General features: G+C 39.5%; 14 protein-coding genes. 2 read left to right on the top strand and 12 right to left on the bottom strand.

Annotated elements, in window-relative coordinates; genetic code table 11:
- Window positions 1-690, top strand: coding sequence for a YjjG family noncanonical pyrimidine nucleotidase (locus J4N25_RS09615; protein WP_207421979.1), 690 nt, complete (start codon window positions 1-3; stop codon window positions 688-690).
- Window positions 691-791: 101 nt separating this feature from the next.
- Complete coding sequence (locus J4N25_RS09610; RefSeq protein ID WP_242695844.1) at window positions 792-1,769, top strand: pectinesterase family protein; 978 nt, start codon at window positions 792-794, stop codon at window positions 1,767-1,769.
- 67 nt (window positions 1,770-1,836) lie between these two features.
- Here the strand turns inward: J4N25_RS09610 and J4N25_RS09605 are convergent, their stop codons facing one another.
- The 12 genes from J4N25_RS09605 to J4N25_RS09550 form a co-directional block, all read right to left on the bottom strand.
- Window positions 1,837-3,042 (bottom strand): lytic transglycosylase domain-containing protein, encoded by a 1,206-nt coding sequence (locus tag J4N25_RS09605; protein ID WP_207421978.1) that lies wholly within the window; start codon window positions 3,040-3,042, stop codon window positions 1,837-1,839.
- Between the two features lie 49 nt (window positions 3,043-3,091).
- A complete protein-coding gene (gene gatA / locus J4N25_RS09600) occupies window positions 3,092-4,525 on the bottom strand; it encodes an Asp-tRNA(Asn)/Glu-tRNA(Gln) amidotransferase subunit GatA (RefSeq protein WP_207421977.1) in 1,434 nt (477 codons plus the stop codon).
- Between the two features lie 158 nt (window positions 4,526-4,683).
- The gene (locus J4N25_RS09595) at window positions 4,684-4,866 is read right to left on the bottom strand and encodes a Sec-independent protein translocase subunit TatA/TatB (RefSeq protein WP_207421976.1); all 183 of its coding nucleotides are present in this window, start codon (window positions 4,864-4,866) and stop codon (window positions 4,684-4,686) included.
- 2 nt (window positions 4,867-4,868) lie between these two features.
- The gene (tatA, locus tag J4N25_RS09590; RefSeq protein ID WP_207421975.1) at window positions 4,869-5,138 is read right to left on the bottom strand and encodes a twin-arginine translocase TatA/TatE family subunit; all 270 of its coding nucleotides are present in this window, start codon (window positions 5,136-5,138) and stop codon (window positions 4,869-4,871) included.
- A gap of 49 nt (window positions 5,139-5,187) precedes the next feature.
- Complete coding sequence (locus tag J4N25_RS09585; RefSeq protein ID WP_369410845.1) at window positions 5,188-6,432, bottom strand: murein hydrolase activator EnvC family protein; 1,245 nt, start codon at window positions 6,430-6,432, stop codon at window positions 5,188-5,190.
- Between the two features lie 44 nt (window positions 6,433-6,476).
- Window positions 6,477-7,271: a lipoprotein insertase outer membrane protein LolB1 gene (gene lolB1 / locus J4N25_RS09580; protein ID WP_207421973.1), complete on the bottom strand. Its 795-nt coding sequence runs from the start codon at window positions 7,269-7,271 to the stop codon at window positions 6,477-6,479.
- Window positions 7,249-8,967: a tetratricopeptide repeat protein gene (locus tag J4N25_RS09575; RefSeq protein ID WP_207421972.1), complete on the bottom strand. Its 1,719-nt coding sequence runs from the start codon at window positions 8,965-8,967 to the stop codon at window positions 7,249-7,251. The genes lolB1 and J4N25_RS09575 overlap by 23 nt, the downstream gene beginning before the upstream one ends.
- A gap of 1 nt (window position 8,968) precedes the next feature.
- Complete coding sequence (gene dut, locus J4N25_RS09570; protein ID WP_207421971.1) at window positions 8,969-9,403, bottom strand: dUTP diphosphatase; 435 nt, start codon at window positions 9,401-9,403, stop codon at window positions 8,969-8,971.
- Between the two features lie 135 nt (window positions 9,404-9,538).
- Complete coding sequence (locus J4N25_RS09565; RefSeq protein WP_207421970.1) at window positions 9,539-11,035, bottom strand: lipopolysaccharide biosynthesis protein; 1,497 nt, start codon at window positions 11,033-11,035, stop codon at window positions 9,539-9,541.
- 30 nt (window positions 11,036-11,065) lie between these two features.
- A complete protein-coding gene (locus tag J4N25_RS09560) occupies window positions 11,066-11,350 on the bottom strand; it encodes an acylphosphatase (RefSeq protein ID WP_207421969.1) in 285 nt (94 codons plus the stop codon).
- A gap of 33 nt (window positions 11,351-11,383) precedes the next feature.
- Window positions 11,384-12,328 (bottom strand): NAD(P)H-dependent flavin oxidoreductase, encoded by a 945-nt coding sequence (locus J4N25_RS09555; protein WP_207421968.1) that lies wholly within the window; start codon window positions 12,326-12,328, stop codon window positions 11,384-11,386.
- Between the two features lie 39 nt (window positions 12,329-12,367).
- Window positions 12,368-13,540, bottom strand: coding sequence for an amidohydrolase family protein (locus J4N25_RS09550; protein WP_207421967.1), 1,173 nt, complete (start codon window positions 13,538-13,540; stop codon window positions 12,368-12,370).
- Window positions 13,541-13,563 lie beyond the last annotated feature (23 nt).

The raw sequence follows: 13,563 nt of genomic DNA, 5'->3' as shown, positions 1-13,563 counted from the left end.
ATGTATAAGCATATATTTTTCGACCTGGATCACACTATCTGGGATTTTGACCGGAATGCAGAAGAAACATTAACAGAATTATTTGAGGTTTATTCCCTTCAAAAGCTGGGTATTTCCTGCTCCAAAACTTTTATAAGCGTTTACACAAGGAATAATCATGCCCTTTGGGCCTCTTATCATCTTGGAAAGATAAGCAAACAGGAACTCCGGGAAACAAGGTTTAAAAAAACTTTTCTTGATTTAGGTCTTGTACCTGAAAGTATACCGACAGCTTTTGAAGACGATTATGTGCGGATCTGCCCAACCAAAACTAACTTATTCCCCGAAGCTCGTAAGACACTTGAATATTTAAGTTCGAAGTACAGTTTACATCTGATATCAAATGGATTTAAAGAATCCACAGAGATGAAAATTGAATTGAGTGATTTGGGAAGGTATTTTAAAAATATTATCATTTCTGAGGTCGTAGGCGCGAATAAGCCAGACAAAGCGATTTTTGAATTCGCTTTAAATAAAGCCATGGCTAAAAAGGAAGAAAGCCTTATGATAGGAGATAGTATTGAGGCAGATATTCGTGGTGCAATGAATTTTGGGATAGATGCTATTTACTTTAATCCAACAGGAAAGGAAACTCCCCTGGAAGTAAAAAGAGAAATATCACATTTAAATGAACTAATGGCACTTTTATAAAAACTACTTAACTTGAGACAAATTACCAGACTAGGAAATTTTTATAAACTGGATTATCAATAATCCTTTAATAGAAATAATTAAAACCCATTTATAGCTCTATGTTAAAATTAACCCGTTATCTTCTTGTAATGCTTTTTCTTTCGACTGCTTTTTCATCCTTTGCTACAGAGAAAGAGAGATATGACTTTGTGGTAGCAAAGGATGGAAGCGGAAACTTCAAAACAGTTCAGGAAGCCATAAACGCTGTTCCTGATATGAGAAAAAAGATCACAACTATTTTTATTAAAAAAGGGATCTATAAGGAAAAACTCGTATTAGCCGGTTCAAAACAGATGGTAAGGTTTATAGGAGAAGACGTTAATAAAACAATTCTAACCTATGATGATTGGGCTCAGAGAAAAAATCGTTTTGGTGAGGAAATAGGCACTTCCGGCTCGTCAAGTTTTTTCATGTACGGGGACAACTTTTCTGCTGAAAATATAACTTTTCAAAACTCTGCCGGTCCCGTTGGTCAAGCGGTGGCCGCTTGGGTTGCTGGAGATAGAATGTCTTTCAAAAACTGCCGTTTCCTCGGATTTCAGGACACTCTGTATACGTTTGGAAGAGGCAGCCGCCAATACTACAAGGATTGCTATATCGAAGGAACTGTAGATTATATTTTCGGATCTTCAACTGCCGTGTTTGAGGACTGTGAGCTTTTTTGTAAAAAATCTGGTTATGTAACAGCGGCATCAACACCCGACACTACGAAATATGGCTATGTGTTTCTGAACTGCAAAATAAGAGGAGATGCACCTGAAGGCTCTTTTTTTCTTGGCCGGCCATGGAGACCTTACGCAAAAGTTGTTTTTATTAATACTGATATGAGCAATATTATCAATGAGAAGGGCTGGAACAACTGGGGCAAGGAATCAAATGAGAAAACTGCTTATTATGCCGAGTACAAAAACAGGGGGGCGGGATTTAAACCTGACCAACGCGTTCAGTGGTCTCATCAGTTAACGGCAAACGAGCTTGAGGAATATACTCTAGAAAAGATCTTCAGAGACTGGATTCCTTTTCAGACAAAGAAATGAAATAGTATAAAGAAAAAAGGGCGCTCTATACCAGAACGCCCCTTTGTCTTTAGCACCTTTATAAATTTTAGCTTTGCACGATCTTTAAAACCATTCCCGGTTTAACAGAATAATGCTTTAGCTTGTTCAAGATCTTTATTTCTTCTTCAGTAGAATTAAATCTTTCTACGATAGACTCAAGGGTATCTCCCTCTTTCACTCTGTACATAACATAGATGTTGACGGCTTTGTATCTTAAACCAGCTGGTTTGCCAGATACGCTAGCTGCTACAGCCCTTGATTCTACCGGCACAGTATAATTGAGTTTAAGTTCGTACTGCAACTTCCCAGGCTTCTTACACTCATCAACTAATGCTGAGTAGATGTAGTCCTTGATAACAGGAATAACTAATTTTTTAGGGGTGGAAGTACAACCGTTCACAATTTGATTTTTGTAAGCGGCATTTAATACGCACAGGTCTGATAAACTCACATTAATTGCCTTGGCTACACTTTGCAAACTCAGAGGCCTGTTCACCGTCAATTCTTTAGTAAACACTCCAAAATTGGGCTCTGATGAATAAATACCGTGCTTCTTTGCATTATTCATCAAATATACTGTTGCAATAAAAGCAGGTACATAATTCTGAGTTTCAACTGGAAGATATTGACGAAGGGACCAATAGTCATTCAAGCCAGGATTATTTTCCATAGCCCAGCGAATATTATTTCTGCCGCAATTATAGGATGCTATTGCCAACAGCCAGTCTTTATACATTCCGTATGACTCAAGCAAATAATCCGCAGCAGCATTACATGCCAGCGCAGGATCTCTACGCTCGTCAATAGTATCATTTATTGCTAATCCGTACTTTTTTCCCACAGGCTCGAGGAACTGCCAAAGGCCGCCCGCCTGTGCTGTAGATGTAGCAAATGGATTTAGTGATGATTCTACAACAGAAAGGAACTTAATTTCTTCAGGGACCCCCTTAGCAGTAAAAACCTTTTCGTATATAGGGAAATAATACTGAGATAGACCCAGCATTCTTGAAAACCGGTCACGATGATTATTCAAATAATAATTGATCATCTTTCTAACAGGTTCATTATAGCTGAGAGGCACAGTCTTGCTGATGCTCTCCAAAGCTCTTCTGTATTCAGAAGGATCAATAGTCCTCCTTTCTGAATTACTAGATTTTACGGATACTACCTTCTCTTTCCCCGAGGCAGCCAGGGACAACAAAGTAAAACTTAATGCATAAAAAATTACTTTAATACTTCCTCTTCTCATCATTTTTCAAGTAAATGCTTTATAGCCAGATATATGACTACCTTTTACCCATTTAATGAGCTTTTGTTACATCTAAAAGATATTTAGAAAAAGCCAGTAATTCTGCTTCACCAAACCGTTTCCCGATAAACTGGACACCCAAAGGTAAATTATTATTTGTTTTTCCCAAAGGAAGTGAAATTGCAGGTATGCCTGCTAAGGAAGCCTGCACCGTAAATATATCTGCTAGATACATCGTAACAGGATCATCAGTTTTTTCCCCTATTCCAAAAGCCGGGCCTGGGGTAGTTGGAAGAAGGATGAAATCGTGATTCTCAAGGATTTCGTCGGTTTTTTCCCTTATCAATCTTCTTACTCGCTGTGCTTTTCCATAAAATGCATCGTAATGTCCAGCGCTTAATACAAAAGAACCCAGTAATATGCGACGCTTAACCTCGGCACCAAAAGCCTCCGACCGGGACTTCTTGTATGTAGTTTCTAAATCCACCGCATTAGGACTTCTATATCCATAATGAACTCCATCATACCTCGCAAGATTAGATGAAGCTTCGGCCATGGTTAAGATATAATAAGTTGGAACTACATAGTCAAGATATGGAAAAGATATCGGTTCAACTGAGTGGCCTTCATCCAGTAACCTCTGAATGGTTTGCTCTGTTAGAGCCTTAACTTCAGGGTCTAATCCCTCTGAAGAAAGTGTTTCAGGAAGATAGGCGATTCTTTTCTTTTCTGATAACGTCAGGCATTGAGAATATTCTGGAACAGGAAGCTGAGAAGCCGTACTATCGTAGTCATCAGGGCCAGCTATGACCTCCATCAACAAAGCTGCGTCTTCCACTGTGTGAGTAATCGGACCAACCTGATCAAAAGAAGAAGCATAGGCTATAATACCATGACGTGAAACACGACCGTAGGTTGGTTTTAGCCCTACCACCCCACAAAAGGCAGCTGGTTGTCTTACAGACCCGCCTGTATCAGTTCCTAGAGAGGCCAAACATAGTCCGGCTTGTACTGCCACAGCGGAGCCGCCCGAAGATCCTCCGGGAACTTTTGAATTATCCGCATCGTTCTTTACCGCACCGTAGTAAGAGTTTTCATTTGAACCGCCCATTGCAAACTCATCACAATTTTGGCGGCCTATGATAATAGCATCTTCAGCAAGAAGGCGCTCAACGACTGTTGAAGAAAAAATTGAAGTATAGTTTTCAATAATTTTAGATCCTGCTGAAACCTTATGTCCCTGGTAGCAGATAAGATCTTTTATTCCTACCACCATTCCCGCAAGCTTTCCACCGGAACCACTAAGTATTTTTTCATTTACAGTAACGGCTTGCTGTCTTGCTTCGGCAGCATAAACTTCCACAAAAGCATTCAAGTGCTTTTTATCTTCAATACGCTCTAAATATTTATTTACAAGCTCCACCAACTGAAGCTTGCCACTTTTAATATCTTTTTGTACGCTGCTTAACGAAGTGTACTGTTCCATGCCGTGAAGGTAAGAATTTCTACGCAATCATGCTAAACTGAGGCAGGATAGAGGTTTAAATTGGCATTAATTATCAAAAATCTGGGAGGTTAGAGCTGAAGGAAATAAAAAAACCTCATTTGCAATTGCAAATGAGGTTGAACCTTTATCTATCAGAGTTAGTATGATTTTCCGCTATCGTTAGCGTCGCCATCTTTAGCATCTTTAAATTCTTTAACTCCTTTTCCTAAACCTCTCATAAGTTCTGGAATTTTCTTACCGCCAAATAACAGCAGAATAGCTAGTATAATAAGGATAATCTCGGGAGCTCCTAATCCTACCAATAAAATTGAGTTTATCATAATTATGAATTTTTATTTGCCTCATCGGCAGGTTTACTTTTATTTACGTTATTATCCATATCCACATTAAGATCGTCATTAACAGCATTTATGTTCCTATGGATCTCTCTCTTAACACCTTCCGAAGCATCTTTGAACTCTCTAATCCCCTTTCCTAATCCCCTAGCAAGCTCGGGCATTTTCTTACCTCCAAATAGCAACAGAACAACTCCCAAAATCAGGATCAATTCGGGTGTTCCTATATTCAGGAACAATAAAACTGAATTCAACATCTTATCTTAGTTTTTACAAATATACGGATTAAATGACGCCGTGGATTTATTAATTTGCCAGCCAACTTTCAGGATTTAAAGGAGTTGAACCTTTCCATATTTTAAATTGCATTTCAGTCGTACCATCCTCTGAATCGGTAGCAACAACACCTAAAGTTTGTTTCAATGATACTTTTTGTCCACGCGAGACGCTAACAGACCTAAGACCGGAATAAACGGAAAAGTATTCTCCATGTCTAACCAGCACAAATTGAACATTGGTAGCTGGAATAGTTCCCACCTGAGCAACAGTTCCATCAAAAACTGCGCGAACCGCGGCTCCTTGAGGTGTCCTTATAGTAATACCATCATTATCAATCGTAACTCCCTCTCCTACCGTATGCCGTCCGAATTGCTCCGTTGTTGTTCCGGCAGCTACAGGCCAAGGCAAACGGCCCCGGTTACTTAAAAAATCAGAAGATAGTTTTGCAGCTTCGGGAGTTGCTGCAAGAACACTTGATCCTGAAGATGAACGGGTAGTAGTAGGAACTTCCCTATTTTCTGCACGTGCTTTAGCGGCGGCAGCTCTTGCAGCTTCCTCTTCTCTCCGCCTGGCTTCTGCGATTTCTCTAGCAATTGCAGCATTTAAAGCCCTCGTTAAGCTAGCCGCCTCTCTCTGTTTTCGTCTAAGCTCCTGCTTCAACTGGCTCTCCTGCTTGCTCAACTTACTCAATTGCTGAGCTTTATTACTTTTTTCTTTGCCGAGAGTTACCTTCTCATTCTCCTGATCATGAAGCAAATTATTTTTGCTACGCTTGTTCCTATCAAGCTCGACAATTTTTATTCCTAATTCGTGTGCGGTCTGTTCAATGTATTTTGCCTGCTTTTTCCGATAATCTCCAAACTGCTGCAGATACTTAAGTCGCTTATAACCCTGATTGAAATCACGTGAAGCAAAAATAAACATCAGCTTACTATAAGCGCTTTGATTCCTAAATGCAAAAAGCACCATCCCTGCATATTCTCGTTTAAGCTTATTCAGCTGCGCCTGTAAAGACCTTACCGTACTGGTATTCTCAGAAATCTCATTATCCAGGAGTCTTATTTCAGAATTGATAGTACCAATTTTCTCTTCCCGCAGGCGTATCTGAGCATTTAATGCATTTATTTGCTTCAATGACAACCTTTTATTACTTGATACTTCGCTTTGGGAGCGCCGCAACATTTCAATTTCCCGGGACAGTGCTTCTTTTCTACGCTTTAACTCTGCGCTGCTCTGAGCGAAAGAAGTTGCAGACAGCAGTATAAATCCCAAAAAAAGAAACAGCCTTTTAAAACTCATGAGGCAAATCTATCTATTTAATCTTTTACAGTAAACCTTTTAGGAACATTGAACGGAAAATCTACAGACTCGTCTATCGAAATGCTGTTATATCTTAATGCAATACTTATATTTTTATTATTTGCTACCGAATTAATATTTACGGTTTGAGGGAGTTCCTGATCCTTGATTGTTCCAAAATTATCGTAAGTCACATTCAAATTCTGGCTATTGGCATTATCGCTTAGCTGATTTTGAATCAGGTTTCTTCTACTATTAAAAAGCATTTTATACAACAAGCCTGATAATTCACCTTTAACCTGAAGCTGGCTGCCCTCATGTTCAAGGGTTGCAGATTCTGCTAGAGTACCAGAAATTACATTGGCAGTAAAAAGTCCTTGAATTGCGTTAAAATTGATCTGCCTGGATGTGAACTGATATATATAGCTGAAAGGCTTTCTGGTGTACTCATTCTGCAATCTGTTCATAATTTTTATACTATCAGGAGTAATTAACGCTCTCGCTACTTCTAATCCCGCGATTGCTGTTATCGATAGCCAGATAGTTTCATTATTTTTAATACGAATAGACATGCTCACGTCGTTGCTGCTATTATTTATCTTTAAATCAGCCTTCGCCTTTATCGAAAGAGTATTAAATGAAGGTTGCTTTGCCTTCAAACTGTCAATGAGACCAGAATTCCTTGCTGCAGGTTTGGATTCAATTGACGGAACTGAAGTAGCTGGAGGCAATACTGTTTTTCTCGCCTTACAAGAAGTAAAAGCAATGAACGCTAATAAAATTGCTGTTTTATTCAAAATATTTCTTTTCATTAATTTTCTTTTCAAGAAGATTATTTTTGACGCCTAATTCCTTCGCTTTCTGCCACTTCTCAAAAGCTATATCTTTTTGGCCTAAATTGTATAAGATATCTCCCCAATGTTCCTGAAGAACACCGCTTTTAGAGTTGTTACCGACTGCTTTTTCGACCCAAACCAGAGCCTGATCATACTTTTTTTGCTTGAACAACACCCATGCGTAAGTATCTTCAAAAGATGAATTATTAGGCTTTAATTCATTTGCTTTAAAGGCCATGTCTGCCGCTATCTGCAACTTTTCACCTCTTAACGACAAATAATAGGCATAATTATTTAGGACATATATATTTTCGGGATTGGCAGTGAGCGCTTTATTATAAGCTTCGTCTGATTCTTTGTATTGCTTTAAAGCGTTGAAGCCATCGCCAAGTGAAGCGTAAACCTGAGATAGAAACTCCTTATCCTCTATTTGTAACTGAACCGCATTCTTCAAATAGGATACCGCTTTGTCGATCTGACCAGTCTGTTGATATCCCAAGGCCGTCAGGTAATATAAAGGCGCCTGATTGGGGAACAAGGTAAGAGCTTCTTCCCCATCTTTAATCACAGCCTTATAGTCTGATCGCCCTATTTCTATTTTAATCAAATCCTCCCAAACCGAATACACCTGATTATTCAACTCGACCGATTTTCTAAGGTTCTGCTCAGCCTCTTTAAGTTTGTTAGACCTACTTAACAAATCAGCAAATACGGCAAAGGCCCTAGCTTCACCAGCATGGGTTTCCGTCAAAATTTTACCCAGCTCCAACGTCTGAATTTGAATTTCAGGTTGATCAAGTTTCGAAAACAGCGAAAGTAAAATTCCCATCTTAGGCTCAGCTTGTAACGAAGGGTTTGTGAACGCTGCTTTCAGCTCCGTAAAAGCTTCGTCTGATTTACCTTGTTTATTATACAGATCGGCCAGGGTTAGATTTAAAAAAGCATTGGCGCTACTTACTTGTTTTGCTTTCTCAAGCAGCTCCACTGCTTTTGCTATGTTTCCAGACTTCTCATATACCTCGCTCAAAGTAAGATAATTGCGAATATCCGTAGGGTTTGATTTTATCAGCTTCTCAGCCTCCGCGGCCGCCTTATTAACGTCTCCGGTTTGTTGAAAAACACGTTGGCGTCCGCTAATTAACTCATTCGATACACCAAATCTCTTCTCCACATCATTGTAAACTGCCTCCGCTTCCTTGCTTTTATTTAATAACACTAAAGTATTAGCCTTATCAAAGTAGTAATCAGGATTATTGGGATCTAGGTGGATTAAATCAGTAAAGACCAACGAAAGCTGCTCGTAATTCCTGTTTTTTTTATAAATGTCGGCTAAGAGTAACCAATACCACTTATTGTTGGATTTTACAGTTACTGCATCTCTTGCATACTTTTCGGCAATCTTCTCCTCTTCCTGTTCGTGATAAATGCTCGCAAGTTCGTAAAGGGCAGCATCGTTTTGAGGATCAATTTGAATCACTTCCTTAAAATATAGCTCCGACTCGCCGATCCTATCGATGGTTTTGGCCCGTAGTCCGTTAAAAAACTTCTCCCGTACTAATGCACTGTCTTCTTCAGTAAGCACCCGTCCAACCACAAACACGGCAGATTTCTTTTGCTGTGCAAAGCCTAATCCACATACAATACTTAATAAAAAAGTCAGTCTTTTTACCATACTATTTTCCGGTATGTCCGTAGCCCCCGGCCCCTCTCGATGTTTCGTTCAAAATCTCAACCTCTCCCCAATCAACTTGTTCGTGTCTGGCCACCACCATCTGCGCTACCCGTTCTCCATCATTTACAACAAATTCAATATCAGAAAGATTAATTAAAAGAATTTTAATTTCTCCACGATAATCGGCATCAATGGTACCTGGTGAATTCAAAACTGTTATACCGTGCTTTAACGCCAGTCCACTCCTCGGTCTGATCTGAGCTTCGAATCCCCTCGGAAGTTCAATAAATAATCCAGTAGGAATTAGTATCCTTTGCAAAGGTTTAATTACAACTGCGCCCTCTGGCAAGAAAGCCCTAAGGTCCATCCCGGCAGAAAGCTCTGTCTGATATTCGGGAAGTGTATGATTTGATCTGTTGATAATAGAAACTGTCATTGTGCTCTGAATTGTAATAGGCTCTACTGCTACTAATTAAATGTTATTTATAAAATTTTTCCTTGAAAGTTTAATCGTTTTTATTAGCTAAGAAGAAACGTCAAGCTGCTTTAACCTCCGTTGGTGAGCTTATGCTTATGAAGGTGTTTTCTGAAATATTGCTCTTAGATTACTTCGCTCGAAGTATACAGTTCCAGCGCCAAACACAAGGAGCAACAAATTACCAATTATTAGACTTCTATCAAACACAGTAAATGATAAAATTACAACTACAATCGAGGAAAGAAGATAGCCCAAGTTCTTTTTGAGGTTGTATGGTATAGGGTAATTCCTCTGCCCCATGATATATGAGAGGATCATCATCGTTGCGTAGGCTGTCAGGGAAATCCAGGCAGAGGCAACATAACTGTACTTTGGGATCAAAATAAAATTAAGAACGATGGTAATGATTGCACCAACTCCAGAGATATATAAACCGAAGCGGGTCTGGTCGGAGAGTTTATACCAGATCGAAAGGTTCATATAGATGCCCAAACAAACGTAGCCTAAAATAAGCACCGGTACAATATGAAGACCTGACCAGTAGAGCTCACGTTGAGAGGCCGAGCCACCTGGAATAAAGTATTTAAGTATTTCTATATTAGCAACGATACCGGCAAAAATAAAACAAACGACAATGACAAAATAGTTCATGATGGTAGCATAAGTTTCCCCTGAGTCTTTATTTTTCGCATGACTAAAAAAGAATGGTTCGGCGCCGAGGCGAAACCCTTGTATAAAAATGCTCAAGAAAATAGCCAGTTTACAAACTGCTCCGTATATCCCAACTTCCTGGTCTCCATAATCACCACCAAGTATTTGCTTGATTGCTATCTTATCCAGGTTTTCATTAACAATAAATGAAAGGTTAGCAATTAGAACAGGAAAACTATAGCTGAGCATTTGAATAATAAGCTTCCTATCATATTCCCATTTTAACTCCATGAGTTCAGGAAGTAAAAACAAAAATGTAATAAAGCTGGCTATCAGATTTGATATAAATACATAACCAACCCAATTAGGTCGAAACCATGCAAATTCCCAATGTCCATTCTTTATTCCCCAAGGTATTACATATAAGAAAAACAGGTTTAAACTAACGGTAAATAAAATGTTTACGATCTTGACAATCGAATATCTTCCGGGGCGCCCCTCCGCTCTGATTTTAGCAGCTGGTATCACGGCAAGGGCATCCAGAACAAGAATCCAGGTAAAAAGCCGTATAAAAGTTTTATAGTCCTCAATGCTGGCCACACCATCCGCATGCATCCAGTTAGCTATATCTTCAGTAAAAGCGAACGTTAAACTTAAAAATGCAATTGCAATTATGGCGACACTGAAAAAGGTCGTAGAGTATACTTTTTTCTTATTATCGACTTTATTAAGGTATCGAAAAAAGGTAGTTTCCATACCAAAAGCTAATAATGCGTTGAGTACAGAAGCCCAGGCGTACATTGTAGTAAATATTCCGTAGGTCTTTGCGGGGTAAAGATTTACGTAAATTGGTGTAAGAATGGAATTAAGCAATCTTGACACCACTGTTGTAAAGCCGTAAACAGCAGTTTGTCCTGCAAATTTTTTAAGAGTTGACAATTTCCAGTTAGTATGTGTTAGAATTTTGGATTACCACAAGAAGTTCTTTTTAACTACTTCAAAGTTAGAATAGTTTTTCACTTCAGCTTCAATAACATCTACACTTTCAACCACAGCTTTTTCTGGTCCCTCGTTGCACCATTCCACAAAACTTTCCAGAGCGAAATCATCTCCTTCAGCTTCGATCTGCACAGAGCCATCATCCATATTTTTAACATAGCCCCTTACCCCTAGCTGATCTGCCACTGCTTTTGTTGCAGCCCGGTAAAAGACCCCTTGTACTTTGCCTTTAACTTTTATAGTGTAATGTTTCATTTATCCAAAAATTATTACTTCAGCAGTCAATTTTCACCAAATTGACTGGCAAATCCTTTGTTTCTCTCTTTCAAACTCAAGTACGATGTCCTTTAATATTGCAGCAGCAGGTTTAATCTCTTTAATCAGGGCCGACACCTGGCCAATTTCCAACTCTCCCTCCTCCAGTTCCCCTTCAAACATTCCATTACGGGCTCTACCTTTTCCTAGAAGCGCCTCCAATATTTCCTTGCCAGCTCCGTTAAGTTCAGCTTGCTCTACCAAACCTGAAAATTTATTTCTGAGCAATCGTACCGGTGTAAGAGATTTAAGACTTAATCTGGTATCCCCTTCCCCTGCCTCAATTACTTTTTCTTTAAAATGTATGTGCGCTGAGGATTCTTCAGCAACTGCAAATGCCGATCCTATTTGGACCGCATCAGCCCCTAGGGCCATTGCTGCCAGCATTGCCTGTCCGCTGCTAATTCCTCCAGCTGCAATAACCGGCAGAGATACCTGCTCTTTGATCAAGGGAATAAGACACATGGTAGTAGTCTCCTCGCGCCCGTTGTGCCCACCTGCTTCAAAACCTTCGGCTACAACAGCATCAACGCCACTCGCTTGAGCTTTCCTTGCAAATTTACTATTAGCTACCACATGCACAACGATTATACCAGCGTCTTTGAGTTTAGATGTAAAAATTGATGGATTGCCCGCTGAAGTAAAAACGATTTTTACTCCTTGCTTTAAAACCACATCAATATGTTCTGCTGCATGCGAATAAAGCAAAGGGATATTTACTCCGAAGGGAAAAGGGGTTGCTGCTTTGCACTTTAGTATATGGTTGCTTAAGGTCTGCGGACCCATAGATCCAGCTCCTATTAAGCCAAGACCGCCGGCATTACTAACAGCAGAGGCCAGACGCCAACCGCTGCACCATACCATTCCAGCCTGAATAATAGGGTATTGAATTCCGAGGAGACTGCTTATTATGTTCATCGCTCTTATGGTGAGGTTTAAGCGATAATACTCAAAATACTAAATAAGTTTTTTAACTTCTGAATCTCGGGTGAGACGAAGATCTTCAACATTCGTAATGAGGTTGAGACCAGGTCTTTTACCTTTTTCAATACTCCCAAACCTATTATCTATTCCAAGGAACTTTGCTCCGTTAAGGGTAGCCCAGGCAATAGTGTCTGTGAAATTCAGGTTCGGAAAATGCTGATGAATTGTTTTTAATTCAGAAAGAATACAGAGACTTTTATTAGAGGCTAAACTGTCGGTACCCAGGGTTATGGTAACATTTTCGAATAAAAACATGTCAGCTTTTGGCAAGCGACCTTCAATATACAAATTAGCATTAGGACAAAAACACCAGGTAATATCTCTACCCGATCGCCTTGTGAAATAAATGTCCTTTATGCTAGTATAGGTGTTATGGACCAGCAGAATTTTTTGCTGGGCTGCAAGCAAAGGCACAAAACTTTGAATTGAATTACGGGCCTGCGGCTTGAAGAATTCCAAATCAACTCCCATGCCTTTATAAAAATCTAAAAACTCCCCTGTTTTATATCGATAAAACTTATTTTCCTCCTCTGTTTCCTGATTGTGAATACTTAACAACTCTCCGGCCTCTCCACAAAACTTGCTTATAAACTTAAAAAGTTCCTTACATACCGAATAGGGAGCATGAGGCGTAATAGAAGCCTTCAAAGGTTTGAATTCTTCGAGTAAAGCATTTCCTAATCTGAAAGCATCTTTAGCCCCCTCGGGCTCGAAGCAAATTAATTCTATGAAGGTATGATAATAGATCTTACTATTTAATTTAGCCTCTCTAGACTGGGTAGTATTTGAAATATCGGCAACAGCCACAATACCATTTTCGTACATCAAAGCATCGGCCTCAGTCATGGGGATGTGAACATCTTTAGTACCTTTACGTGCTTTAATTACTTCTTTGATAAATGGAATAAGGGTGAGTCCGGTAGGAATACGATCTTTAAGATAGGCAAGCTCAAGGTGACAGTGAGTATTAACGAAGCCCGGAACAATAATACCATCGTACCGCTGAATATTGGCATCAGAAGGTACTGCTGCTTTTCCCTCAAAGACATCGAGAATTTCCCCCTCTTCATCTACGACTACAACTCCATCTTTCAATGGCAGACTTCCGACTGGTAGAATATGATCTGCTGAATAGTAAGTCCTCATAACATGTTTTTCTGTAACTAATC

The sequence above is a fragment of the Desertivirga brevis genome (genome assembly GCF_017355835.1).
Note: the sequence above shows the minus strand (reverse complement) of the source record. Positions and strands in the feature narration are given on the sequence as shown.

Coding starts and splice junctions, on each gene's coding strand:
- J4N25_RS09615 (WP_207421979.1), top strand. CDS start 1: ATGTATAAGCATATATTTTTCGACCTGGATCACACTATCTGGGATTTT.
- J4N25_RS09610 (WP_242695844.1), top strand. CDS start 792: ATGTTAAAATTAACCCGTTATCTTCTTGTAATGCTTTTTCTTTCGACT.
- J4N25_RS09605 (WP_207421978.1), bottom strand. CDS start 3,042: ATGATGAGAAGAGGAAGTATTAAAGTAATTTTTTATGCATTAAGTTTT.
- gatA (WP_207421977.1), bottom strand. CDS start 4,525: ATGGAACAGTACACTTCGTTAAGCAGCGTACAAAAAGATATTAAAAGT.
- J4N25_RS09595 (WP_207421976.1), bottom strand. CDS start 4,866: ATGATAAACTCAATTTTATTGGTAGGATTAGGAGCTCCCGAGATTATC.
- tatA (WP_207421975.1), bottom strand. CDS start 5,138: ATGTTGAATTCAGTTTTATTGTTCCTGAATATAGGAACACCCGAATTG.
- lolB1 (WP_207421973.1), bottom strand. CDS start 7,271: ATGAAAAGAAATATTTTGAATAAAACAGCAATTTTATTAGCGTTCATT.
- J4N25_RS09575 (WP_207421972.1), bottom strand. CDS start 8,967: ATGGTAAAAAGACTGACTTTTTTATTAAGTATTGTATGTGGATTAGGC.
- dut (WP_207421971.1), bottom strand. CDS start 9,403: ATGACAGTTTCTATTATCAACAGATCAAATCATACACTTCCCGAATAT.
- J4N25_RS09560 (WP_207421969.1), bottom strand. CDS start 11,350: ATGAAACATTACACTATAAAAGTTAAAGGCAAAGTACAAGGGGTCTTT.
- J4N25_RS09555 (WP_207421968.1), bottom strand. CDS start 12,328: ATGAACATAATAAGCAGTCTCCTCGGAATTCAATACCCTATTATTCAG.
- J4N25_RS09550 (WP_207421967.1), bottom strand. CDS start 13,540: ATGAGGACTTACTATTCAGCAGATCATATTCTACCAGTCGGAAGTCTG.